We start from the raw sequence: 25283 nt of genomic DNA, 5'->3' as shown, positions 1-25283 counted from the left end.
CAGGTAATGCGCCATATTCTACATGGACTCAGGTTTCAATTCAGCAACTAAACACACTATTTCAAAAAAAATCCCTGCTTATGCAGGGACTTTTAGATCAAAAAACACAAACTTACTGTGCAGTTGCTGTAGAAGCAGCTTCATCGGTAGCGGCAGTCGCTTCATCTGCTGGTGCATTTGCCACTTCAGCAGGTACATCGGTATTTTTTTCATCCAGGACAGGCTTATCCAGTGCATCAATCGCTTTTTGCTGTTCTGGTGTGATTTGCTCATCCGCTGCTGCAGAAGCGGCAGTTTCAGTTTTAGGTGCTTCATCTTTTTTGGCACAGGCAGTCAAAGCCAAAGGTAAAATCACAAGTGCTGCAAGTGTTAATTTTAAATTCATCAGATTTTCCTACCACAGGAGATTTAATGAAAGGAATTTTATTGCAGTTATATTGCATTTTTATGACTAAAAAATGAATCACTGAAGTGAAAGAGGAATGAAAAAAGGCTGACCGAAGCCAACCTTTTCTATTTTTAAAAGAATGTATTAAGCACGTTCTAAAAGCACAGCAACCGCCGGAAGTGTTTTACCTTCAACAAATTCAAGGAATGCACCACCACCAGTAGAGATATAGCCAATCTGGTCTGCAACGTTGTATTTATCGATCGCCGCTAAAGTATCGCCACCACCTGCAATTGAGAAACCGTCAGATTCTGCAATTGCTGAAGAGAGTGCCTTAGTGCCTTCACCAAACTGATCTACTTCAAATACGCCAACAGGACCATTCCAGAGAATCGTTTTAGAGGTTTTCAGAATTTCAGCAAATGCTTTTGCAGTTTCCGGACCCACGTCTAAAATCATGTCGTTGTCTGCAACATCTTCAACTTTTTTCACAACGGCTTTAGCCGCAGCCAATGAACCCAGGAAGTCGTCGAAGTTGATTTCAGAAGCATCTGCAACCACAACGTCAGTTGGAAGCGGTACAGAAACTTTTGCTGCAATGGCTTTTGCAGTATCAATCAAATCATTTTCGCACAGTGATTTACCCACGTTATAACCAGCCGCAGCCAGGAAAGTATTGGCAATACCGCCACCTACGATAATTTGATCGCAAATGTCTGAAAGTGAAGTGAGTACGTCAAGCTTAGTTGACACTTTAGAACCCGCAACAATAGCAACCATTGGTTTTTCAGGGGTTTTAAGTGCACGGCCTAAAGCATCCAGTTCTGCTGCAAGTAAAGGACCCGCTGCTGCGACTTTTGCAAAACGTGCCACGCCTTCAGTTGAAGCTTCTGCACGGTGTGCAGTACCGAACGCATCCATCACAAATACATCGCAAAGTGCTGCATATTTTTGTGCAAGTTCAGGGTTGTTTTTCTTTTCACCTACATTGAAACGGCAGTTTTCAAGCAATACCACTTGACCTGCTGCAACTTCAACACCATCTAAATAATCAGTGAAAAGTTTGACTTCCTGGCCCAAAGCTTCAGTTAAGTACGCTGCAACTGGCGCCAAAGACTGTTCAGGTTTTGGTTCACCTTCAACTGGACGACCAAGGTGTGAATAAACCATCACTGCTGCACCTTTTTCCACAGCCGCTTTAATGGTTGGTAATGCTGCGCGTAAACGTGCATCACTGGTAATTACACCGTTTTTAACAGGAACGTTTAAATCTTCACGAATTAGTACACGCTTACCTGCCAAATCCAGGTCAGTCATACGCTGAAAGTTCATGTATAGCTCACTTTATAGATATAAAAAACGCCCCGATTTTAAATGATTATGTAGAAAAAGGTTAGCATCTTTTGCAGAAAAGCTGTCGAAAGACAAAGTTTTGATTATCATAGTCAAAAGCCACATAATGATTTAGAACTTATGTCTATTCACCCAGATCCAAATATCAATCGCTTGAACGTGTTAGGCGAACCCTTGGCAAGCTGTTGCTACTCTCCTATTACCGGCTATTTTCGTAACGGCTTTTGTCATACGTCCACCACAGATCTCGGTCAGCATACAATGTGTGCACAAATGACCGCTGAGTTTCTGAATTTTTCGCAAAAAGTAGGTAATGACCTGATCACACCTCTTCCGGAGGTTGATTTTCCAGGTCTAGAACCGGGGGATTTCTGGTGCATTTGTGTGACCCGTTGGGTTGAAGCGTATCAGGCTGGTATTGCTCCGCCTATTAAAATACAAGCTTGCCATCAGGCTGTGCTCTCATATGTTCCGCTTGATGTGCTTATGGAATATGCAGTGTAATGAGTACTCCCAAAATTATTTTGGCTTCAAGCAGTCAAACCCGTAAAGATCTGATGAATCGTCTTCGTATTGATTATCAATGTATGGTGCCAGATATCGATGAATCCCCTCGTGGTGAAGACCATGCAGATGAACTGGCCAAACGACTGGCTTTTGAAAAGGCCAACATTATTGCCGAACAATATCCCGATGCTATTGTGATTGGTTCCGATCAGGTGGCCTGGCGTGAAGGTGCACCCGATATCTTTATTGGCAAACCGTTGACCGTAGAAAAAGCGATCAAGCAGTTACAGGCCAATTCGGACAAAATCGTTTATTTCAGTACCGCATTAAGTGTGCAACAGCAGTCCACTGGCTTTGAAAAAACGCTGGTTGAACACTACAAGGTCAAGTTCCGTAAACTCGGTCATGCTGAAATTGAGCGTTATATTGAAGTCGATCAACCTTTAATGTGTGCAGGCAGTTTTAAGTGTGAAAGCCTCGGCATTAGTCTGTTCGAACAAATGACCGGACAAGATCAAACCACTTTGATGGGTATGCCGATGATTCAGCTTTGTCATATCCTGCGTCAGTTGAATGTGCTGGTGCCTTAACCCTAATTCTGCTTAGGCCAATCTTTCCATGACTTGAAAGGTTGGCTTATTTGAGGGTTCCACCCTCCTTGTTCAAACTTTTCCTGTCCAGGATTCATAGCTAGCATTGCGCTATTATCAACAAAAACTTCTCCCATGATTTCACTCCCGTAACACAGTACAAGAAGTCTTGCCAACTGATTTACAACTTGCTCTCACCTGCAACTCCATAGACAATAAGCATAAATTTATAGGTGCTTTTATCTTATGTCCCAGCCTCTAGATGTACTCGGCGGCATCACTGCCGAACAATTCCTTGCCGAATATTGGCAAAAAAAACCTCTCCTTGTTCGTAACGCACTTCCTGAAATTGAAAATATTTTAGTCCCTGATGATGTCATGGAACTGGCGTTAGATGAAAACATTACCGCACGCCTCATCAAGCAAAAAGATAAAGATCCAAACCAATGGTCAGTCAAATCTTCACCTTTGATTAAGGCAGACTTCCAGAAGATGCCAAAACTCTGGACCCTACTGGTTCAGGCGGTAGATCATTATTCATTTGATCTGGCAGAACTGTGGAAGAAATTTCCTTTTATCCCGCAGTGGCGTCGCGATGACATCATGGTGTCATATGCACAAAAAGGAGGTTCTGTCGGTAAACACTTCGATTTTTATGATGTGTTCCTTGTACAGGGTTACGGCCACCGTCGTTGGCAACTGGGACAAATGTGTGATGCCGAAACTGAATTCGTTGAAGGGCAACCTTTAAAGTTACTCCCGGACATGGACGTCAATTTTGATGAGGTGCTTGCCCCGGGTGATTTGCTATACGTACCACCGGGTTTATCGCACTACGGCGTAGCGGAAGATGACTGCCTGACCTTCTCTTTCGGTTTCCGCATGCCGAACGTGGCAGAAATGATGGATCGTGTCAGTGATAAATTTGCTGCTGATCAATTGCTCAAGAACCCGTTAAAAGACATTCTGCGTGACAAAATCAGCCCGATTGGTCAAATCACACAGAATGAACTTGAGTACTTAAAAACTGAACTTTTGGCGCAATTGCAAAATCCGGCCGTGCTTGAAGATGCCCTGATGAGCCTGATGTCAGAACCAAAATATCCTGAAAATATTCCAGAGGCGGAAGCCATTGGTACAGGTGACCTGGAAGAAGCGTTGGATCAGGGCTATTCACTCATGCTCGAGCCGGCATCTCGCCTGCTCTATACTGAAGCTGAAGGTGAACTGCTGTTCTGGGCCAATGGTGAAGGCATTTGTATTTCTGAAGCTTTTTCCCCAATTTTAAAACAGTTGGCGGATGGCGGTTCAGTATTGCTGGATGAAAATCTGTATGATCCAGACATGCTGGAAGACATTGTGAATTTGCTCAATGAATCCATTCTGATGCTGTTACCTGCCGCAGAAGAAGAGTAAACAGCACATAAGGGGGGAAATTCATTTCCCCCCTTATTTTATATTGCAGCATTTCAGATATACAGATTAAAATTTCTCACCGTTCCCAAAAGAAAAATCATTATTCATATTCCCGTTTTTTAATTTAATTTGGGAAAAATCAAAAGTAAAAGCGCTGAAAAAATTCTAATTTTTTGCCGATTTTATAAAATGATGGCATAGCGAATGCTATCTAAAAATCAAGGAAAATTGAATTGCTTATTTCAGCTGAACAATCGCCTGAATGATGGTGCAACCCGGCTCAGAAGATAACTTCAATTCCGCCCCTATGCGCTCCAAACGCATTTTCATACTGCGCATGCCAATACTTAATCCCTGTTGCGCTACACTATCCGCATCAAAACCGACACCGTCATCTTCTATACTCAAAATAAACTGGTTTTCCCGAATATAGACCATCACTATTTTTACCTGCTTGGCCTGACTATGTTTAATAATATTGGTCAGGCTTTCTTCCAGTACCCGTATTAAAGTGAGACACTGCAAAGCACTCGGCACGGCTTGCCATTCATGCGGGAAAATCCATTTAGAACGGATATCCAGCTCATCCATAAGCTGACTAAAACGATGCCTAACGGGTGCCACCCACAATACCGGACTGACTGGAATTTTATTATCCGCAGATGAACCACTATCGATAATTTGTCGGAGATCATCCCTTAATAATTTAAGCATCGATAAAAATTGCTTGTTAGAAATATTATGCGTACTTTGATCCACTAAAATCATCGAGCGAACCAATGATGCACCCAAACCATCATGCAAATCATGGGATAAATTGATTCTTTCTTGCAGCTTGACATTTTTAAGCTCTAATTGATGTTTTTCATTTAAACTGGAGCTTAAATCATTACTGACCTGCTGAACTTTCATTTCCAACTGGGCATTAAAAGTTTCAATTTTTTTAACATTACGGGCCAATCTTGAACCTAATATAATCACCATAAAAAAGGTAATCACCGGTCCAGTATAGGGAGATAATGGTCGAATATCCGTTACAATCTCACCGGATAATAATAAAAGGTCAAAAATCATAAAAATGACAATAGCGCTTAGGCAAATGGCCAAAAAGATATAATCTGTTCTTTTCGATTGAATGGCTTGGTAACAGACATATAAATAACCACTCAGAAGTACGCCAACATAGATTAAAAATATCAGTCCAAAAACCCAGGAAACGGACTGCTGTGGGGTGAGGAAAATACCTGCAATAATCAGTCCCGTCATTCCCCCAAAAAACGTCTCAACTTTAATAAAGCACTTCTGGATAAACCTGAATAAATAAATACAGAAACTTAAGACATAAAGAACAAAAAAAGCCAAATTGGCCTGTGCTGCAATTAATACATTGGGATAGGGAAATGTTTCTGTGCTTAGTATATTGGAAATAAAGAGCACCCATAAAAAGGAACTTAAGGCAAACCACCCAAAAGTGCTCTCTTTTCGACGCAAGAGCCAAATCACAAAACAGATCACGCCAAAGGTAATGGATAAAATGAGATTAATTAAAAATAAAGTTCGACGATTCCATACCTGACTTTGATATGACTCGTAAATGTTTTGTACATTATTAAAAGAAATCTGGCCAATACCCGGAGACTGGAAAGCCAAGCCATTCACATAAATTAAAATTTCATTTTCGCCGCTGTTTAATCCTGCTATCGGTAAAACCCAGTAACGCGGCATATTCCAGCTTTTTGACAGCGGCTCCTGTAAATGCTTATCTTTCCAGAGTAAATCACCGTTTAAATAAACTGCACCCGCAGAATTAATATAATGAATGAGAAAAGCAATCGGATCGGCAAGTCTGGCCTGATTCTGACATGACCAGCTCCATTGAATCTTATACCAGACTCCGCCATTATAATTTGGCCACCGCTTATTCCATTGATCGGGTAAATCCACAGACTCCCAGCCTTGCTTGGGTAAAATGCTGACAGAACTGGTTTTAACGGTATCAATAGAATGAATGTGCACTGCACATTGTGCATTGATATTTTCAGTTCTTTCCGCATGACTGACTTGACTCAGCAGGCTAAGAACAAAAATTAAAAAATAATGCACAATCAATCGTTTCATAAAATCCCTAAGGATCGTGCTGCACTGACGGCTTTTGTTCTTTTGCTCACCGACAATTTCCGGTAAATATGCTTGATATGACTTTCAACCGTATATTTAGAAACAAAGAGCTGTTCGGCAATTTCCCGGTTACTCATACCTAGAGCCACCAGATTCAAAATCTCCGTTTCCCGGCCGGTTAACAGTTCCATATCGGCATCTATGATTTTCTGATCTTCCGCTGGGGGTATGATCGCAGCCGATATCTGTTTTAAAATTTCTTGGGCAATAAAAGGGTCAATTGGTGCACCGCCGCGTAAGATACTGCGAATAGACAACAGTACTTCTGCATCATCACGTTCTTTCAGGACATAACCTGTCGCACCTGCCTTGATTGCTGAAAATAAGCTTTCCTGAGTACTCCAGGCCGATATCACCAAGATCATGGCATTGCTATCCAGTGCACGCAGCTTTTCAATCAGCTCTATGCCATTGCCGTCAGGAAGCCCCAGATCTACCAAAGCCAGGGAAACAGGTTGCTGCTCTATTTCGGTAAACGCCTGCTGCAAGTTTTTGGCAAAAATGAGCATCTCTTTGCTATAGCCCAGTTCTGTCAATATATTTTTTAACCGTTCTTGAATCAGTCCTTCATCTTCAACAATTAAAACTGGAACGGGTAAAATCGTTTCTAATTCTGACACACACCACCCCCCTGTTATAACCGCTGACTATAACGAAAAAAACAATCTCAACGATATCCCTAAAACTAGGTAATTTAATGACTTTTATATTAATAATTCATCAATTTTATTTACAATGCTACTGTCTAGCGGTTTAAATAAACACCATAAAATAAAAACTTTAAAGTTTCAATCAATGATTGATCCATCATTGATTCATTCAATATTCTGACTATGTTACAGGGTATAACTTACTTTAAATTTAGCTTAACTTAATCAGCTGTAGGGCAAAAATAAACCGCTGCTTGAGCGGTTTATTATTTCGGGCTGGATTAGTGACCATATTGCTGGTTTAAGTATTTCACAATTTGTGCCGACTCAAACATTTTCACCCCGGTATTCGGATCAATCAAATAAGGAACCTGAATATCTCGCCCCATAATTTCAACAGTCTTTTCACGTTTACCACCGGCTAAGGGTTGATATTTTCCGGGTTTTAAACGCAGTACTGCCGGTCCCATATCCTGCCAGCGCTCTTTAGCCACATTATGGTAAACATACGGCAGCTCGAGCTCGGTTAATACCGCTCGTACCACACGGGTAAAAGGACTGGCTTCAAAGCCCCATAACTCCAACAATTGCTCAGGTGCTGCACGATCTTTAATTTTCCGGTTAATCCAGACGCCGCGTGCACCATTAATAATGGTTCCAGCTAAAGCTACGACAGGAATTTTAGGATAATGGGCAAATTTTTTCGGTGTGGTTCCCGTTCGGCCATAATGCTTAAACAGATAATGGATAATGTCCTGAGATTCATACATCTGAACCCCGGTATTTTCATCGATAAAAAATGGAAACCGGTTTTTTCCACCTTTTTCTTTGACAATTTTCCGGTATTTCTGTCCACCCTTCGGGCAAGGATAAACCTCATAATCCAGATTTAACAAAGTTAAAACTTCACGCACACGACGGCAAAATGGCGAACCTTCAAACTCATAAAGTTTCAGCGATTTTTCTGGCTGCTTGGGAAAAGCAGTACCGCTCACGCCACGTCCACCTTCAGTCAAAGATGAAGCTAAAGCCTGTATCACTTTCATTTGATGATTCACCATTTTTTATCCTTGTATCTCTATCTTTATAAATCGACTAATTTTTCTTTTGCCACCACAATGCCATTGTTGTCAGCATAGATGTAATCGCCAGAACTGATGCTTACACCACCAAAATACAAAGTTAAATCCACTTCGCCTATGCCTTTGCGATTGCTTTTTTGTGGAATTGCAGCCAATGCATGCACACCCAGATCCAGTTCGGCAATGGCATCCACATCCCGTACACAGCCATAGATCACCACCCCATTCCAGTGATTCTTAACCGCTGATTCAGCAATCATATCGCCCATCAAGGCACAGCGCATGGATGCTCCACCGTCTACCACAAGCACTTTACCGGTACCATCGGTTGCGAGGAGTTCTTTGACACGTGAATTATCTTCAAAACATTTTACGGTGACTGCCTGACCACCAAAGCTTTTACGTGCGCCATAACTTTTAAAGAATTTTCCATCCATTGATGGGGCGACTACCTGAATTTCTTTTTCTGGATTGTCATCAAGTAAATCACAGGTTACGAATGCTGGATTAGACACTTTTTATTTCCCTCGTTTGGAATTTTGTATGCATAAATTATCATAAATTTCAAACTTTTCAGTTTGAGTTTGTGCAGCCTCGACCATAGTATGAGCCACTTGCGCTGCTGTCACTGGCTTATATTTAAATGTATCAGGAACCCAATGCGAGAGTTTTTGATACAACTTTTGCGTCATATCTTCCAATAGGCGTCGTTCTGGTCGTTCACCCAGTAATAATGACGGGCGCAGAATGGACACATATTCCAGATTTAAGCCCTGGATATGCTGTTCCAGCTCACCTTTGACTTTATTGTAAAAAATTCTGGATTTTGCATTTGCGCCTAGCGCACTAATCAATAAATAGTGGGTCTGGGCCGATTCAAATAAATCGGCAAAATGTGCATTGATTTCATAATCAATAATATAAAAATTCTGTTTTGAACCGGCCTTTTTTAGTGTCGTGCCTAAACAACTGAAGGCATGGCTATAGCCATTTACATCTTCATCGTTCAGTAACAGAAAATCTTCCAGTATAAACTGCTGTACTTTTTTCAGGCTGTTAAGCTTTGGATCTTCATGCCGAACCACAGCGGTAATTTTTTCACAGTCTTGTATCTGGTTAAGCTGCTGCAAAAGTTCCCGTCCCACCAAACCTGTTGCACCAATCACAATTGCACTTTTAATCGATTTAGTCATTTTTTAAGCAATCTCTTTAGGTTATTACTAATGTAACGGTTTCTTTATACTTTTTATGCATCTAAAATGTTGCCGAATCAAGTCAAGACTTGACTTAACGCCATAGTTTAATCACAATATGGCACTTGTTTACGGGCTGGTGATAATTCTTCTGATGAAGGTTTTCAGTTGCAATTTCAGCCCGCCCAGACCAATCTAATTCAAGGAGTGCACGAGTGGCAAACTCTGCTCAAGCTAAAAAACGTGCTCGTCAAAACGTTAAAGCACGTAAACACAACGCAAGCTTACGTTCTATGGTTCGTACTTATCTTAAACGCACAGTAGCTGCAATCGCTGCTGGTGATTATGCTGCTGCTACAGAAGCGTACAAAACTGCGGTTCCTGTAATTGACCGTATGGCTGATAAAGGTATCATCCATAAAAACAAAGCTGCTCGTCATAAGAGCCGTTTGAATGCACAAGTTAAAGCTTTAGCTAACTAAGTTGTTGCATTGAAAAAAGCCCGTTTAGGGCTTTTTTTACGCCCATAAAAAGTTATTCAGTCTAAAAATAGCGCATTATAAAAATATAAAGTGCTTCAAAACTCTTATTAAAAACTGTTTTTTTAAGGTTACTTTTTCAGGAAGAGAATCCAGATGGCATTTCTTTAAAGCCAATGCTGTTTTATTTTATTTTTTCCAGGTTCTGGAACTCCCGAATCGACAGCTCATTCACTTGGCCACGCCAAATCCATTTCAGTTTGGATTCTAGAAATACATCACCTTCAAACCAGACAAACAGGCCTTCCATCATTTTTGGCCAGTCTTCCCGGCTAACAGTATTACGACCGGAAATCACCGCAATAATGGCTGCCAAAATAGTATCGTGACTCACGGCCAGACTTAAACCAAAATGATCTTGCGGATGGGTGTTATAAATCAGCTCCAACACATCGACCACACCGGTAATCGGATGTTTCATTCCAGGCAATGCATTATTGACAAAACTGTTAATAAAGCCCAAAGCACCCTGTTTCTGAAAATAAGGCCCCGCCTGTTTAATATCCAGCACAAAACTTCCCGGCTCGACCAGCAAGCCTTGCTGGACAATTTCAATATGATGGGTATTTTGTGCCAGCGTACTCGTATCGGCACCCTGAATCATTAAGGCAGCAGTATCGACACAGCGCTGGATCGGACTTGAAATGCAGTGCTGGATGCTACGGTCCGTATTATCAATTAAATAGCTTCCCCACGCCTGTGCCAAGTCACGGCCTTGTTCGGTTAACTGCAAATCATAGCCAGCCAGACCCTGCCCTGTAACGACCTCACGAATAGAATGACGGGTAAACAGGGTAACAGGGGTTTTGGCATCAGGCAGCAAATCGAGTGCCTTCAGCATACTTGTAGGGAGTAGATTTAACGCCATGAAGCAGCCAAAATTAAACATGGGTACATAGCACACTATAGCATGTTAATGCATCAGCTCAATGTATGTTCGCCATAAGTCCTAGGGTCTGGAATGCCAATTTTTTCATCTCGACATTACGAAATGCGATAAAACCACCGTTCAGCAAACTTTCCCGTTGATTATATACAAAGGGTCTGCCCTTAAAATCGACCAGACCGCCCCCGATACGCTCAATCAGACATTGCCCTGCACTGGTATCCCACTCGCTGGTCGGATGGAAACGCGGATACATATCGACTTTCCCCTCCAGCATCATGCAAAACTTATAGGCGCTTCCCGCCCTGAACTCTACAATATCGACCTGCTGTTTCAGGATGTCCAGATATTCGGCATATCTGGGCTTGTTCTGGCTACTTTGACTCAAACCCACCTGAACAGTTTTAGATGGCAAATCATCGACATAGTGCAGCCATTGCCGGGTTTGGATTTCAAATTTTAAAGGTACGCCCTGTTTGGGACAAAAATATATGCTTTGCTCACCCGGTATAGCCAATAGCGCAAAGGTGGTATTGGCACCTTCTACCAGGCTCAGGTTGATGGTAAATTCAGGACGTTTATGCAGAAATTCTTTGGTGCCATCCAGGGGATCGAGCAACCAGAAGTTTTGCCATTGCTTGCGCTGACTATTGTCGCCTTCTTCCGACAATAAAGGGATGAGCGGAAAAGTCTGTTTTAATGCACGGGTGATAAATTCATTGACCCGATAATCCGCCTGGGTGACTGGCGACTGGTCCTGCTTATGCTCCACATCAAAATTTTTACCCGCACAATAGGCCTGATATTCTGCTCGCAAAATTTCACATGCCTGTGTCACAATGGGAACCAACTGTAAAATCAAGGCATCTTGCGGTGCCGTGGTCGCTTTAAACATAGATTACCTTCATATGCCGAATTATTCAGAAAAACCCACCATCATCTTTGATATGGATGGTACCCTTCTTGATCTTGCTTACGATGATTTTATCTGGAATCATCAGCTTCCTATTCGCTATGCAGAACAGCATAACTGTACACTCGAACAGAGTACCCAAGCGTTATTTCAGTTTTACCAGCAACACAATCATACCTTAAATTGGTATTCCACACGCTTCTGGAGTGCAAAGGTAGGGGTGGATACATTGGCCCTGCAACAGGAATTTAAGCACAAGGTGGCTTTACGTCCAGGTTGCATTGAACTGCTGGAATATCTTAAAGCCCACGGCTATGCCTGCTGGATAGCGACCAATGCCGATTGTGAAGGTTTAAAATTTAAACTCGAACAGACCCAAATCGCGCATTATTTCGATGTCATTATCAGCAGTGAAACCATCGGTTATGCCAAAGAGTGCGTCGAGTTCTGGCAAAAACTCCATTCACTGCACCCCTTTCAGGTCGAACACGCCTATTTTATTGATGACACTGAAAAAGTGCTCAAAGGTGCAGAAAAATTTGGTATCCAGCATTTAATTACCATTGCCCAGCCCTCATCTCAAAAAGAAATAAGGACTGAAAGTTCCTATCCCATTTTACAAGAGCTGACCGATTTAATGGTGATCTTAAAACAAGCTGAGGATCTGAAAAAATATGCCTAATTCTTCTCAACAGAACCATGTTGAAAGTATGCGTGTTGACAAATGGCTATGGGCAGCACGTTTTTTTAAAACACGTTCAATATCCAAAGCTGCCATTGAAGGCGGCAAGGTGCATCATAATGGCGAACGGGTTAAAGTCTCCAAAGATGTACGTGTTGGAATGGAGCTCACCATTCAGCAGGGTTTTGACCGTAAAACCGTCGTCATCAAGGCCTTATCCGCTGTTCGTGGTGCCGCACCGATTGCCCAGCAGCTTTACGAAGAAACCGAAGTGAGCGTTGCAAGACGAGAGTTGATTGCCACCCAAAGAAAGTTGCATAATCTAGCGCGACCTGAACATCGGCCGAGCAAAAAAGATCGAAGACAAATCAGTAAATTCAAACAAGATAATGATCAGCAGTTCGATCAGCACTGGTCATATCATGATTAGAAGCTGTTGATATTTAAGCGTCACATTCTGTCGCATTCGACTGAATTGATATAGTACATAAGGAATGAATCTGTCACTATACTTGGGTGGAACACGTTTGAAAGCAACACATCCACTTAAGTGAATATTTTGGTGACATCGTTTTGAGGTTGTGAGATGGATGATAATAAAAGCAAGGCGCTGAATGCTGCCCTAAGCCAGATTGAAAAACAGTTTGGTAAAAATACAGTAATGCGCCTTGGTGACAATACTGTACAAGCCGTTGAAGCGGTCTCTACAGGTTCTTTAACCCTGGATATCGCACTGGGTATTGGCGGTCTACCTAAAGGCCGTATCGTTGAGATCTACGGTCCTGAATCTTCAGGTAAAACTACCATGACGTTACAGGCGATTGCAGAATGTCAAAAAGCGGGCGGTACATGTGCCTTCATCGATGCCGAACATGCGCTTGATCCGCAATATGCCCGCAAGTTAGGGGTAGATATCGACAATCTGTTGGTATCACAGCCTGACAATGGTGAACAGGCACTGGAAATTGCCGACATGCTGGTACGCTCTGGCGCGATTGACCTGATTGTGGTCGACTCCGTTGCAGCCTTAACGCCACGCGCGGAAATTGAAGGTGAAATGGGTGACTCGCACATGGGTCTGCAAGCCCGTTTAATGAGCCAGGCACTGCGTAAAATCACCGGTAATGCAAAACGTTCTAACTGCATGGTAATCTTCATTAACCAGATCCGTATGAAGATTGGCGTGATGTTTGGTAGCCCTGAAACCACTACGGGTGGTAATGCGCTTAAATTCTACGCTTCTGTACGTCTGGATATCCGCCGTATTGGCCAGGTGAAAGAAGGTGATGAAATCATCGGTTCCGAAACCCGCGTAAAAGTCGTGAAGAACAAGATGGCTCCTCCATTTAAAGAAGCCGTGTTCCAGATTTTGTATGGTAAAGGCGTGAACCATTTAGGCGAATTGATCGACCTGGCTGTACAGCAAGAGATCATCCAGAAAGCGGGTGCATGGTATTCTTATCAGGGCGATAAAATCGGCCAAGGTAAAAACAACGTCATTCGCCATCTGGAAGAAAATCCACAAATTGCAGTGGAAGTTGAAAAACTGATCCGTGAACAGCTCCTCACTACCGGTACAGCACCGGCAGAAGACCATGACGAAGCTGAACCAGACTTTTTAGATGCTTAATTTCCAGCACAATAAAAGTTAAACTGTAAAACGCCCTACGGGGCGTTTTATATTTGATGCGATAGACCACCTTATGAGCAATCCCAAATTTCCCAACATGCTGGATTACGCAGCACTCAAGCAACAATTTGATGAGTCGCCTGGCGAATTGCCCGTCTGTTCGAATCCATCTCAAGACTCAGATGCTTTGCACTTTGAAACTGAAACCCAGCCCAAACCTCAAGGCCTGACGGGCACACGCTTACGCTCCTACGCTTTTGCCGTATTGACCCGTAAGGAATACTCAAAGGCAGATTTGATCGAGAAACTTGCACTTTATGCCCTGGATCGCGGTGAAGTGCTAAAACTGGTGGATGAACTGGCAAAAGAAAATTACCAGAGTGACCAACGTGTCGCTGAAACGCTGCTGTCGAGCCAGAAACGTAAAGGTAAAGGTCCAAACCGCATCAAGATGGCGTTAAAATCAAAAAAAATTGATAGCAGTCTGATTCAGGATGAATTGAAAGAAACCGACTGGAATGAACAGGCCTATCAACTGAAAGTGAAAAAATTCGGTCTGGAGGTTGAAAAAGAGCCAAAACTGAAAGCCAAGCAAATACGCTTTTTGATGTATCGCGGGTTTGAAATGGATGCGATTATGCAAGCGATTAGCCGCAAAGCTGAGGATTAATCCTCTGCATTCGTAAAATTCGAAATTTGGGTCAATCCCGCTCACGAGATGAATAGTTCGTTAGAAAATAACGACGAAGCTCATCATATTACTCCAAATATTCATAAAGTCTGATTTTAGGACTGTTTTGTCTTTTTAAATAAAGATTGATGTGACTAAATCCATTTACTATGCGTTCATCAATTGCCTCGATTTGCGCTGAGTCAATGATTATCGTTTTTAAACCACGAATCGTTAAATGTTGATCATCTCAAAGAATTCTATAACCCCATAAATGAATGATATAAAAGCAGGATAAAAAGCAAATAGTAGTGCTAAACAATGAAAATCTTAATCCAAAGGGTTTGCAATCGAATAAGTAACAGCGCAATCAAAATAGAAATAAGCATCACTATCACATAGAAAATTCGATGTGTAATTTTAAAATATAGAATAATAGATCAGACAAAAGGAAGGCAGGTTAAATTATTTTTTAATTATAAATATGGTGGCAACCCTACCAGCAAAGCTTCGGCACATTATAGTTCTACTACCGTTGCTACCTTCCGGTCCTGGCGGGGTTCGTAGAGTACAATTGCGAAGTAACCGGCAGGGCTACCATTGCAAGAACAGAGTATAGAGATTTTTAGTTAACTTGCAAGTACTCCAAGCTGTTTTCCAGCAACATTGCTTTTATTTGATTATTAAAAAAACAATATTGATTAAAAACAGCATTTTTAGATGTTTTTTATCTGCACAATCAATTACTTTAAAACTATGACAAGATTGTAAACACATATTGCATTTCATGGGCCGGACGTTTTTAATGTCGTCATGTCTTTTAAATGGTCACGCTCTAAAATCTTGCGTTTAGAAAGTACCGAAAAATACAAAATGGATGTTTTTATGATGCTCAAACAGCATGCTTTATGTGTACTCACCCTGTTGGGTTCCGCTTCACTTTATGCCAATGTCCCGATTGAATCACGCGGCTTGAGTCAAAACAACAGCATTGACCTCAGCGCCAATAATGTCGCCATCAATTCAGGTGCAGCAGTTGCCAATGTACCCACCAATCTGAATTGGCAACTCATGCAGAAAAACCAGCAATTAGAAAATGACCTTCGCACATTGCGAGGAAAAATTGAAGAACAGGACAACGAAATTGAACAGCTGAAACACGAGCTGACCAATCGCTATACCGATCTGGATCAGCGGCTCGAGCTGCTGCAACAAAAAGTGGATCCAGAAAGTGCAGCTCCAGAGGAGGATAACCAACAGGATACTTCTCCCAGCAGCACAAACAGCCCAGCCCCAGTAGCCTCGAATACCACCGCCAAGCAAGCGGCTTCTGTCCCAGCAAAACAGGCCTCTCCTGCCAGTGCTCAACCCTCTTCAGCTGAACTGGATAAAGCAGCCTATACTGTAGCGCTGGATGCTTATAAACAAGGCGGTGCCAAAAAAGCCATTGCTCCAATGCAAAACTTTATCAAGAATAATCCTAATAGTGTCTACATCAGTAATGCTTATTTCTGGCTCGCTGAATTTAATCTGGCCATTGAACCGACCAATTATGCAGAAGCGAAAAAGAACTACAATATTGTGGTCAATCAATATCCCAATTCTGCAAAGGCATCACGCTCTTTATATCAACTCTACAATATAGCCAAAGATGTCGATCACAATACAACGCTTGCCAACCAGCTTAAAACCAAACTGCAAAAAAATTATCCCAAATCTGAAGAAGTGGGATATTTAAAACAATAAAAAAAAGACACCTTAACAGGTGTCTTTTTTATAACAATAGATTCGATTAACGAACAATACCGCGTTTGGATTGCTCTAAAGAATCAATCAATAGCTGTGCTTCTGGCGCTTCTGGCAAAATATCTTCACGAATCTGCTGAATTGCCTGTTCAGTGGTTAAACCTTCTTTATAAATCAATTTAAAGGCTTGACGTAATGCCTGGATGACATTTTTAGACCAGCCTTTACGACGCATGCCTTCAACATTCATTGCAAAAGCATGCGCTGGATTACCAGATACCATGACATAAGCAGGCACATCTTTTAAAATTAACGAAGCACCACCAATCATGCTATAAGAATCGATTTTGCAGAATTGATGAATACCCGAGTTTCCACCAACAACCACATAATCGCCAATATGTACATGCCCAGCAATACCGACATTATTGGCAAAAATATTATGATCGCCCACCACACAGTCATGTGCAATGTGAGTATTGACCATCAATAAATTATGGCTACCAATTTTGGTAAGTCCTTGATCTTGAACAGTACCACGATGCAAGCTGCTATGCTCGCGAATTGAGTTATGATCGCCGATTTCAAGCCAGGTTTCTTCGCCAGCATATTTTAAATCCTGACAAACTTCACCCACACTCGCAAACTGGAATATTTCGTTGTTCTTCCCAATACGAGTATAGCCACCAACCACTACATGTGAATGCAGCTTGGTGCCCTCACCAATGGTGACCTGTGGCCCAATAATACAATAAGGACCAATTTGTACATCTGCAGCAATGACTGCAGATGAGTCAATAATGGCGGTTGGGTGAATTAAATCGTTTTTACTCATGCCTGCTCTATTTTCTGATGCGAAACCATAATTTCCGCGGTTGTTGCTACAACGCCATCCACTGTGGCTATACAATTATATTTGTAAATGCCACGTTTGTGCATAACCAATTCTGCTTTTAATACCAATTGGTCACCAGCAACGACCTGTTTTTTAAAACGGACTTTTTCAGCGCCCGCAAAAAGAAACAATGAACCTGGACCCGGTTTTTCATTATTCATGATAAAGCCAAGTATACCAGAGACTTGAGCTAATGCTTCAACAATCAAAACACCTGGCATAATCGGATAATCCGGAAAATGTCCCTGTAAAAACTCTTCGTTGATTGAAACATTCTTATAGCCCACAATGCCATTATCAGTCACTTCAACAATACGGTCGACCAATAAGAAAGGATAGCGGTGAGGTAAATATTCACGAATTTGTTGAATATACATTGGCAATTCAGGCTTCGTAAATGCAGCAGTATTCGACTCAGTCATCATAATCTATTTACGCTTAAAAGTTGATTCAAGGGACTCGATTTGAGCCTGTATATGATCAAGCCGTTTGAGTAATTGGGTCAATGGCACATCTGCTAATTGTTTAAAGCGTACCGCAGCCCGTTTCCAGTGCAAACTTTCCAGCATTGGTGTACCTGAAGAATAGCTTCCCGCCTCAGAAATACTTTTTGTGACCATTGACATCCCGGTAATCGTCACGTTATCGGCGATATTAATATGGCCTACTACCCCAACTGCCCCAGCCAATACACAGTTTTTGCCAATTGTGGTACTTCCGGCAATACCACATTTTGCAGCCAGGGCTGTATTTGCACCAATTTTTACGTTGTGGGCAATTTGCACAAGATTATCAATAATAACCCCATCTTCCAGAATAGTGTCATCGAGTGCACCGCGGTCTATGCTGCAATTTGACCCAATTCGGACATCATTACCGATTTTAACTGAACCCAATTGTGCAATACGATGCCATTTACCTTGGTAAGGCGCAAAACCGAAGCCTTCTCCGCCAATCACGGTATTGGCATGAATACGGACACGGTCACCGATTTTTGTCTCACCGGTTAAAGTGACATGTGAATCAATAAAGCAGTGCTGACCAATTTCAACATCATCATCAATTTTAACGTGTGACTGAATAATGGTATGATCACCCACTACGCAATGCTCACCAATAACAACATAATGCCCGATATAGGCACTATCGGCGATCATGGCTGAAGGATGAATTTGTGCTGTACTTTCTATTCCCTGATGCTGATTTTTCTTTTCAAATACATGGGTCAGGATGGCAAAAGCAAGATAAGGATTATCCACTACAATAAAATTATTGTGCGTATCTAACTGATTTTTTAGAGTTGAAGTAACAATCAAGGCACCTGCTTTTGAAGCACGTGCCTGATCCAGATATTTATCAGCGTTTACAAATGCAATATGTTTCGCTTGAGCCGCATCTAAGCTGGCCAATCCTTCCAAGATTAAATCAGATTGACCTACGTGCTCGCCTTGTACTAAACGGGCGAGATCTTCTAAGCGAAATTGTTTAGGATTCATTGATTACTTAATAACGTTAACCTTTTGAATCATTTTATCAGTTAAATCATATTTAGGGTCATAAGCAAGCGCGGAATTTTTATTCAAAACAATATCCAAGTTGTTTTCTTTACGCAATTGTTCTGCTACTTGCTTGACTCGATCCCCTAAAGTCTTGTTCATCAGCTGAATCGTAGATTGAACGGTTGTCTGTACGCTTTGTTGCAGCGTATTAAACTCTTTTAGCTGCGCCTGAAATTGTGCAGACATTTTCTGCTTTTCAGCATCGGATAAATTAGGCGTTTGCTGAGCACGTTGCTGTAGAGCTTCCAGCTCTTTAGCCAACTGTTCCAGCTTGGTGGTTTGCGGCTTGACCTTTTGCTGTAAAGAAACGTTCTGCTGTTTTAAATACATGCTGTTTTCGACCACTCTTTCCAGATCAACCACGCCATAACCCGCAGCATGTACCACTGAGGTACTCGCCAAACCAGCAAAAACCAGGCTCATTAATATTTTTTTCATGCAAATATCCTTTTTTAAACCCATTGAAGGTCGCACTTAGAAAGTACGACCAATCTCAAACTGGATATTTTTAGTATTATCGCCGTCTTTTTCATTTAACGGATAAGCATAGCTGAGAGATAATGGCCCAATCATGGTAATCCAGGTAAAACCTGCACCTACGCTATAACGCATATTGCCTGCATCAAAGCCGAAGTTATCTTCACAATACTGTTTCGCATTGACTTGAGTATTACTCGAATTCAGGTATAAGTTTCCTTTTGGAATATCACACTGAGTATCAAATACCTGTGCACCTTCAGCAAACAGCACTGGACGAACCTGACGTGTCCAATCCCCTTTAAATGGTAAAGGTAATGCAAGCTCGGCACCAAATTGAACTAGAGCATTACCACCCACTTCTTCAGGATCATAATCTTGGGTTTGAGTTTCATTAAAGGTCACGCCAGGATATTTAGGACCTAATGTACTGTTGTCATAACCACGAACCGAGCCAAAACCACCAGCATAGAAGTTTTTATAGAATGGCAGGTCATTACCATAGCCCAGCTTACCATAACCACGCAGTACAAAGCCCTTACCTAAAGGCTGGAAGGCTTGGGCATCATAAGTGATTTTTTGATATTCCACATCACTGCCTGGCAATGCAATTTCACCATTCACACGATGTGACATACCTGATGTCGGGAAGACAGGTCGGTTTAAAGTATTGTAAGACCAACCTAAATTGAGATTATAGGTTAAGAAATCACCATTAAACTTATTGTCAAATGGAAGTTCTGATCCTGCAGGACAAGAAAATAGCCCTGTTGCCGGATCTTGAACTAGAGCAACACTGCATCCAGTACCTGTACCAGTCGCTTTACCGCCATTCGCTAACAAATAATCGCGAACGTAAGTCGAAACGTATGGACCAGTCGTTACTTCTGTCTGGTCGATATTTAAACCTGCACTGACACTCTGGTTTTCATCAATTGGATAACCAAAGTTGATACCGCCACCAAAACTGTCCGTCACATAGTTATTGACGTTATAGTCATTATCCAGCTTGGTTTTACGGTAGTACATGTTATAACCGCGACGCACCCCATCAATGGTGAAGTACGGATCGGTTACACTTAAATTATAATAATCTTGTGTTTCTGAACGGGATAAATCAATCGAAACGCTATTACCCGTACCCAGGAAGTTGGTTTGACTTAAGCCCGCCTGGAAGGTTACACCACCACTTTGCGAGAAACCGACTGCCAGTGTACTGGTACCTGAATGCTGCTCTTCAACATTGACGTTCAGATCTACCTGATCAGGAACATTCGGAATACGTGCCGGTTTAATATCAACCGTTTTAAAGAAACCTGTACGCTCCAGACGGACTTTAGACAAATCAATTTTTTCATTGCTCGCCAATGCACCTTCCATCTGGCGCATTTCACGACGCAATACTTCATCGGCAGTTTTGGTATTACCGGTAAAATTGATACGACGCACCGTAACTTGTTGACCCGGATTAATATAATAATTCAAATCAACCAGTTTGGTTTCTTTATTAATTTCAGGAACAATATTGACTTCAGCATAGTAATAACCGGCATTACCATACTTGCGCAGTAACAGCTGTTTGACTGCATTGACTTTTTCTTGCGAATAAATCTCGCCATCTTTATAGATTTGCAGCGTTTTTAATTCTTCAGGCTGGTAAAGAGCATCACCCAAGAACTTGCTTTGGCCAAATTTGAATTGCTCGCCTTCATCTACAGACACTTCGACAAAGATATTCTTTTTATCTTCACTCAAGTTCAAACTTGAGTTGGTGATATTGAAATTGATATAACCCTTGTTTAAATACAAGGCACGCAAAGCTTCAAGGCTGGCTGCCATCTTTTCACGCGCATAACGGTCATTTCGGGTAACAATTGAACTCCAGCCGCTTTCTTTAACCGCAAAAGCCTGCTTGATTTCGCTTTCTTTAAAAACAGTATTGCCAATAATGTTGATATCAACAACTTTGGCTGCCTTACCTTCAACAAAATCAATGGTTAAATCAACACGGTTATTCGGTCTGGCAGTCGTGATTACCTTAACATCGGCATCGTAACGACCTTGCTGCATATACTGCTGTTCAAGTTCAGTTTCGATGGTTTGCAAAGCAGATTTTTTCAAAACCTCGCCTTCTGCAATCCCCATCTTTTTAAGCCCTTCTTCCAGGGCTTCTTTAGGAATAAGTTTATTTCCCTTAAACTCGACCTTGGAAATAACCGGACGTTCTACCACGGTAAAAACAAGCGTATCTGCTTGTTGTGATGCCTTGATATCATCAAACAGGCCTGTGGCATACAAAGCACGAATGGCATTTGCAATGGTCGCATCATTGACACGATCGCCAGCATTGACAGGCAACATCCCATAAACATTTTCTGGCGTTAAGCGAACAAGTCCGTCAATTTTGATATCGCGGACAATGAATTCATCTGCTGCATATACTTGTTGTACTGCTGCCATTGCACTAACGAGTGCCAAAGGCATAAATAAATGTGTGTGCTGCATGCCAGTCTTTTCCGATGTTAATTTATTACATATCTACGTTGTTATAAACGCATGAAGTCATTGAATAATGCAAGGAGCATCATGCTACCGAGCAGTACCATACCAATTTTTAAACCAACCAATTGTATTTGTTCAGAAACAGGTTTACCACGAATTAACTCAATCACATAGTAAACCAAATGTCCACCATCCAGCATTGGTATAGGCAATAAATTTAAAATACCCAAACTCACGCTCATTAAAGCCATAAATGAGATAAAGGTTTGCCAACCCATTTCCGCACTTTGCCCTGCGACTTTAGCAATAGTGATTGGTCCAGATAAATTGTCCAGCCCAATTAAACCACGTACCATTTTGACGATCGAATTCAAGATCATACCTGAAATTTGACCCGTTTTATCAACAGCCATCACCAGTGCTTCAGTCGGGCTGTATTGAATGGTTTGCTTATATTCTTCCGGAATGGTTATTTTTCCAGGGGCATTTTGTACACCAAGCATACCTGAAACATTACCCATGCTGTCACGTTTGGCTTGTGGCATCACCTGTAAATGTACCAGTTGATTTTGACGTAATACATCTATTTTTAATAATTTTTCTGGGGAAGCCTGGACAATATTCACCACATCGAACCAGTCATTCATTTTCACGCCATCAATGGCCACAATTTTATCACCTTCTTTCATTCCTTGACGAATGGCCGCACCATCTTCACTTAACTTACTGACCACGGGAGCAATATGTGGACGGTATGGCAAAAAGCCCAAACTGTCTAATGCAGACTGGTTCTGATTTTTGAGGAAGTTCTGGATAGGCAAGTGAAAGGTTTGCAACTGACCGTGACGGTCTGCCTGAATTTCAATTGAACCGGTTTCACCAACACGGTCCACCAAGGCAAAATTTAACTTTTCCCAGGTTGTGACTGGCGTTCCGTCAACTGTTGTAATTTTGTCACCAACCTGCATTTGAACTGTCGCAGCTGGTGTATCTGGTAACACTTTACCTACACGGGTGTTCAATTGTTCTTGCGATGGAATAAACAAAACCCAGAACAACAACACTGCAAAAACCAGATTGATTAACGGCCCTGCAGCAACAATCGCAATCCGTTTCCAGGGATGCTGACGGTTAAATGCTTTAGGTAAATCTTCCTCGGCAACCTGACCTTCCCGTTCATCCAGCATTTTTACATAGCCACCTAATGGCAAGGCTGAAAGCTGATATTGAATGCCCGATTTTTTTGAGGTCCACTTGAGTAATGTGGGACCAAAGCCAATCGAATAAACTAAAACTTTAACACCCAGTTTACGGGCAACAATATAATGTCCAAACTCGTGAATCGCAATGAGCGGTCCCAGGAGTAAAATTGCTGCCACAATAATAAACAAGGCACTCATATTTTAGCTTCCTTTATTGATGACAATTTGCTGGGCAGCAGAACGGGCCATTTGATCGACCTGTAAAATACGTTCAATCGATTCTGCAGCACCACCTTCAACCTGATTTAGAGTCTGTTCCACCACTTGAGAAATTTCTGTAAAGCCAATATCGTTTTTCAAGAAGGCAGCCACAGCAATCTCATTGGCAGCATTTAGAATTGCAGGAGCCAAGCCACCCGTTTGCATGGCTTGACGCGCAAGCTTTAATGCCGGAAAACGCAGTGTATCAGGCTCCTGAAAATCCAGTTGCTGATTGGCAAACAGGTTGAGTGCAGGCACATGGGTTTGAATACGCTCTGGCCATGCAAGTGCATGCGCAATTGGCGTACACATATCAGGATTGCCCATTTGTGCCAAAGTCGACCCATCCACATATTGAACCATAGAATGAATGATACTCTGTGGATGTACCACCACTGTTACAAACTGTTCTGAAATTGCAAAAAGATGACAGGCTTCAATCAGCTCCAAGCCTTTATTCATTAAAGTTGCTGAATCAACAGAAATTTTCTGCCCCATAGACCAGTTCGGATGCTTGCAGGCCTGTGCAGGCGTTACGCTTTGCAGTTGCTCCAGACTATGGTTTAAAAATGGCCCGCCAGATGCAGTCAACAGAATGCGCGACACACCCTGTTTCGGCTGTCCATTGCGCTCTGCCTGAAAATAACCCGCAGGCAAGCACTGGAAAATAGCATTGTGTTCAGAATCAACAGGTAACAATTCAGCCTGATAATCGTGTGCTGCCTGCATCATGATGTCACCCGACATTACCAGGGCTTCTTTATTGGCCAGCAAGACACGCTTACCGGCTTTAACCGCAGCCAAGGTCGGCAATAAGCCCGCAGCACCGACGATTGCCGCCATCACTACATCCACATCTGCATGTTCGGCAACAGCAATCAAGCCTGCTTCATCAGTTAAAATTTCAATATCAGTTAAGCACTGATCATGAAAATATTGCTGTAATTCCTTAACCCGACTGGAAGGAACAACCACGACTTTTGGTCGGTACTGTTTGCATATTTCAACAAGCTCTAAAATTCGGCTATGCGCCGTGACTGCAAAAACAGAATACTTTTCAGGATGCTGTTGCAGAACTTTTAAGGTACTTTGACCAATTGAACCCGTTACACCTAATATACAAACAGATTGTGACATCTATAGATCTACACCAATAAATTTTAAAATATACATGCCTGCGGCAAAAATTGGAGCAGCAGCAAGCAATGAATCAATACGGTCAAGCACCCCGCCATGCCCTGGCAGAATACGACCTGAATCTTTAATTCCAGCACGACGTTTGATCATGGATTCAAACAGGTCGCCCAGAACCGAACTGAATACCGTAACCACAGATAAAATTAAAAATAAAATATGTTGTGCCAGGGTTAAATCCAAATATAGGATTTCTACTGCCACAACAATCAGCATGGCGGTAAAAATACCCCCGTACAAACCTTCTACCGATTTATTGGGACTGACATCCGGAGCAAGTTTTTTCCTGCCTAGTTTACGTCCAACAAAATAGGCACCGCTGTCTGCCCCCCATACCAGTAAAAACAGGTACATGAGCCACCATGGCGAGCTATGCCATACAGAGAAAATTGCAGTGACTGCAGCAGAAACCAGAATAAATCCAATAATCTTTAAGCTGGGATTGTACCACCCATCATAGTCTGGATATGATTTAACCCAAAAGATACTGCAGATCCAGCAAAGAATGGAAGCAGCCCAAAGCAGCAGAGCGATATCATTAAAATACAATGCTAAAGTTGCTAAAGCAGCAGTGGCAAGTCCATAAACCCACGCTAGCGGTTTAACAAGATTTTTATTTTTTCTTGGCATAAGCTTAAACCACTCATACCCTGCAACCCCTGCTGCAACAATCATCAGCATAAACATTGGATACTGAGACTGTGTAGCAAACATACAACTCAGTACGACTGCTACCAATACCAATGCGGTTATAATCCGCTCTAACATTT

General features: G+C 42.0%; 26 protein-coding genes and 1 other RNA gene. 9 read left to right on the top strand and 18 right to left on the bottom strand.

The annotated features are described in order from the left end of the window. Positions 1 to 112: 112 nt before the first annotated feature. Entirely contained in the window at positions 113 to 385 is a 273-nt protein-coding gene (locus tag H4I94_RS00595) for a hypothetical protein (RefSeq protein WP_131274020.1), read from the bottom strand. Positions 386 to 532: 147 nt separating this feature from the next. Beyond that, entirely contained in the window at positions 533 to 1720 is a 1188-nt protein-coding gene (locus H4I94_RS00590; protein ID WP_261180954.1) for a phosphoglycerate kinase, read from the bottom strand. 141 nt (positions 1721 to 1861) lie between these two features. Here H4I94_RS00590 and H4I94_RS00585 point away from each other — a divergent pair, with 141 nt between their 5' ends. From H4I94_RS00585 to H4I94_RS00575, 3 genes are all read left to right on the top strand, one after another. Then, positions 1862 to 2245 carry a DUF2237 family protein gene (locus H4I94_RS00585; RefSeq protein ID WP_092819409.1) on the top strand — a complete coding sequence of 128 codons (384 nt, stop codon included), beginning with the start codon at positions 1862 to 1864 and terminating at the stop codon, positions 2243 to 2245. Continuing rightward, positions 2245 to 2838, top strand: a complete 594-nt coding sequence (locus H4I94_RS00580) for a Maf family protein (protein ID WP_261180953.1) — start codon at positions 2245 to 2247, stop codon at positions 2836 to 2838. The genes H4I94_RS00585 and H4I94_RS00580 overlap by 1 nt, the downstream gene beginning before the upstream one ends. Before the next feature lie 246 nt (positions 2839 to 3084). Continuing rightward, positions 3085 to 4254: a cupin domain-containing protein gene (locus tag H4I94_RS00575; RefSeq protein WP_092819407.1), complete on the top strand. Its 1170-nt coding sequence runs from the start codon at positions 3085 to 3087 to the stop codon at positions 4252 to 4254. A gap of 237 nt (positions 4255 to 4491) precedes the next feature. Here H4I94_RS00575 and H4I94_RS00570 read toward each other — a convergent pair whose 3' ends face one another. The 5 genes from H4I94_RS00570 to H4I94_RS00550 all read right to left on the bottom strand — a co-directional run bounded on the left by H4I94_RS00570 (position 4492) and on the right by H4I94_RS00550 (position 9357). Further along, positions 4492 to 6372 carry an ATP-binding protein gene (locus H4I94_RS00570; RefSeq protein WP_261180952.1) on the bottom strand — a complete coding sequence of 627 codons (1881 nt, stop codon included), beginning with the start codon at positions 6370 to 6372 and terminating at the stop codon, positions 4492 to 4494. After that, positions 6369 to 7052, bottom strand: coding sequence for a response regulator (locus H4I94_RS00565; protein ID WP_261180951.1), 684 nt, complete (start codon positions 7050 to 7052; stop codon positions 6369 to 6371). The genes H4I94_RS00570 and H4I94_RS00565 overlap by 4 nt, the downstream gene beginning before the upstream one ends. 311 nt (positions 7053 to 7363) lie before the next feature. Then, positions 7364 to 8143, bottom strand: a complete 780-nt coding sequence (locus H4I94_RS00560) for a glutathione S-transferase N-terminal domain-containing protein (protein ID WP_092819404.1) — start codon at positions 8141 to 8143, stop codon at positions 7364 to 7366. 23 nt (positions 8144 to 8166) lie between these two features. Continuing rightward, complete coding sequence (rraA, locus tag H4I94_RS00555; protein ID WP_092819403.1) at positions 8167 to 8679, bottom strand: ribonuclease E activity regulator RraA; 513 nt, start codon at positions 8677 to 8679, stop codon at positions 8167 to 8169. Between the two features lie 3 nt (positions 8680 to 8682). Beyond that, a complete protein-coding gene (locus H4I94_RS00550) occupies positions 8683 to 9357 on the bottom strand; it encodes an NAD(P)H-binding protein (RefSeq protein WP_092819402.1) in 675 nt (224 codons plus the stop codon). A gap of 215 nt (positions 9358 to 9572) precedes the next feature. On the opposite strand from H4I94_RS00550, the gene rpsT reads away from it, so the two are divergent. After that, the gene (gene rpsT / locus H4I94_RS00545) at positions 9573 to 9839 is read left to right on the top strand and encodes a 30S ribosomal protein S20 (RefSeq protein ID WP_039622003.1); all 267 of its coding nucleotides are present in this window, start codon (positions 9573 to 9575) and stop codon (positions 9837 to 9839) included. Positions 9840 to 10020: 181 nt separating this feature from the next. Here rpsT and H4I94_RS00540 read toward each other — a convergent pair whose 3' ends face one another. Together H4I94_RS00540 and H4I94_RS00535 are read right to left on the bottom strand one after the other, a co-directional pair. Then, positions 10021 to 10764 carry a histidine phosphatase family protein gene (locus tag H4I94_RS00540; RefSeq protein WP_131274028.1) on the bottom strand — a complete coding sequence of 248 codons (744 nt, stop codon included), beginning with the start codon at positions 10762 to 10764 and terminating at the stop codon, positions 10021 to 10023. Between the two features lie 58 nt (positions 10765 to 10822). Continuing rightward, on the bottom strand, positions 10823 to 11677 hold the full coding sequence (locus H4I94_RS00535) for a 3'(2'),5'-bisphosphate nucleotidase CysQ (protein ID WP_261180947.1): 855 nt from the start codon (positions 11675 to 11677) through the stop codon (positions 10823 to 10825). 13 nt (positions 11678 to 11690) lie between these two features. Here H4I94_RS00535 and H4I94_RS00530 point away from each other — a divergent pair, with 13 nt between their 5' ends. The 4 genes from H4I94_RS00530 to H4I94_RS00515 all read left to right on the top strand — a co-directional run bounded on the left by H4I94_RS00530 (position 11691) and on the right by H4I94_RS00515 (position 14677). After that, a complete protein-coding gene (locus H4I94_RS00530; RefSeq protein ID WP_261180946.1) occupies positions 11691 to 12377 on the top strand; it encodes an HAD-IA family hydrolase in 687 nt (228 codons plus the stop codon). Next, on the top strand, positions 12370 to 12807 hold the full coding sequence (locus H4I94_RS00525; protein ID WP_092819398.1) for an RNA-binding S4 domain-containing protein: 438 nt from the start codon (positions 12370 to 12372) through the stop codon (positions 12805 to 12807). Before H4I94_RS00530 ends, H4I94_RS00525 begins: the two co-directional genes overlap by 8 nt. 156 nt (positions 12808 to 12963) lie before the next feature. After that, the gene (gene recA / locus H4I94_RS00520) at positions 12964 to 14007 is read left to right on the top strand and encodes a recombinase RecA (RefSeq protein WP_092819397.1); all 1044 of its coding nucleotides are present in this window, start codon (positions 12964 to 12966) and stop codon (positions 14005 to 14007) included. A 73-nt stretch (positions 14008 to 14080) separates the two neighbouring features. Further along, positions 14081 to 14677, top strand: coding sequence for a regulatory protein RecX (locus H4I94_RS00515; RefSeq protein WP_261180945.1), 597 nt, complete (start codon positions 14081 to 14083; stop codon positions 14675 to 14677). A 494-nt stretch (positions 14678 to 15171) separates the two neighbouring features. Here H4I94_RS00515 and ffs read toward each other — a convergent pair. Further along, an RNA gene (ffs, locus tag H4I94_RS00510) (signal recognition particle sRNA small type) lies at positions 15172 to 15268 on the bottom strand. A gap of 294 nt (positions 15269 to 15562) precedes the next feature. On the opposite strand from ffs, the gene H4I94_RS00505 reads away from it, so the two are divergent. Continuing rightward, entirely contained in the window at positions 15563 to 16423 is an 861-nt protein-coding gene (locus tag H4I94_RS00505; protein WP_261181329.1) for a YbgF trimerization domain-containing protein, read from the top strand. Between the two features lie 46 nt (positions 16424 to 16469). Here H4I94_RS00505 and lpxA read toward each other — a convergent pair whose 3' ends face one another. The 8 genes from lpxA to H4I94_RS00465 are packed head-to-tail and all read right to left on the bottom strand — an operon-like array spanning position 16470 to position 25281. Continuing rightward, complete coding sequence (gene lpxA / locus H4I94_RS00500; protein ID WP_261180943.1) at positions 16470 to 17258, bottom strand: acyl-ACP--UDP-N-acetylglucosamine O-acyltransferase; 789 nt, start codon at positions 17256 to 17258, stop codon at positions 16470 to 16472. Further along, positions 17255 to 17740, bottom strand: a complete 486-nt coding sequence (gene fabZ / locus H4I94_RS00495; protein ID WP_171259679.1) for a 3-hydroxyacyl-ACP dehydratase FabZ — start codon at positions 17738 to 17740, stop codon at positions 17255 to 17257. Before fabZ ends, lpxA begins: the two co-directional genes overlap by 4 nt. A 6-nt stretch (positions 17741 to 17746) precedes the next feature. Continuing rightward, entirely contained in the window at positions 17747 to 18814 is a 1068-nt protein-coding gene (gene lpxD / locus H4I94_RS00490; protein ID WP_261180941.1) for a UDP-3-O-(3-hydroxymyristoyl)glucosamine N-acyltransferase, read from the bottom strand. A gap of 3 nt (positions 18815 to 18817) precedes the next feature. Beyond that, positions 18818 to 19315 carry an OmpH family outer membrane protein gene (locus H4I94_RS00485; protein WP_261180939.1) on the bottom strand — a complete coding sequence of 166 codons (498 nt, stop codon included), beginning with the start codon at positions 19313 to 19315 and terminating at the stop codon, positions 18818 to 18820. A gap of 36 nt (positions 19316 to 19351) precedes the next feature. Then, complete coding sequence (gene bamA, locus H4I94_RS00480; RefSeq protein ID WP_261180937.1) at positions 19352 to 21859, bottom strand: outer membrane protein assembly factor BamA; 2508 nt, start codon at positions 21857 to 21859, stop codon at positions 19352 to 19354. A 41-nt stretch (positions 21860 to 21900) separates the two neighbouring features. Then, positions 21901 to 23256: an RIP metalloprotease RseP gene (gene rseP / locus H4I94_RS00475; RefSeq protein ID WP_261180936.1), complete on the bottom strand. Its 1356-nt coding sequence runs from the start codon at positions 23254 to 23256 to the stop codon at positions 21901 to 21903. A gap of 3 nt (positions 23257 to 23259) precedes the next feature. Further along, complete coding sequence (ispC, locus tag H4I94_RS00470; protein ID WP_261180935.1) at positions 23260 to 24456, bottom strand: 1-deoxy-D-xylulose-5-phosphate reductoisomerase; 1197 nt, start codon at positions 24454 to 24456, stop codon at positions 23260 to 23262. Beyond that, positions 24457 to 25281 (bottom strand): phosphatidate cytidylyltransferase, encoded by an 825-nt coding sequence (locus H4I94_RS00465; RefSeq protein ID WP_261180934.1) that lies wholly within the window; start codon positions 25279 to 25281, stop codon positions 24457 to 24459. Between the last annotated feature and the right edge of the window lie 2 nt (positions 25282 to 25283).

This window comes from Acinetobacter sp. T_3_1 (assembly GCF_025377055.1).
Taxonomy (GTDB): domain Bacteria; phylum Pseudomonadota; class Gammaproteobacteria; order Pseudomonadales; family Moraxellaceae; genus Acinetobacter; species Acinetobacter kookii.
The sequence above is the reverse complement of the archived record's forward strand: the minus strand, read 5'-3'. Positions and strand labels throughout refer to the sequence as shown.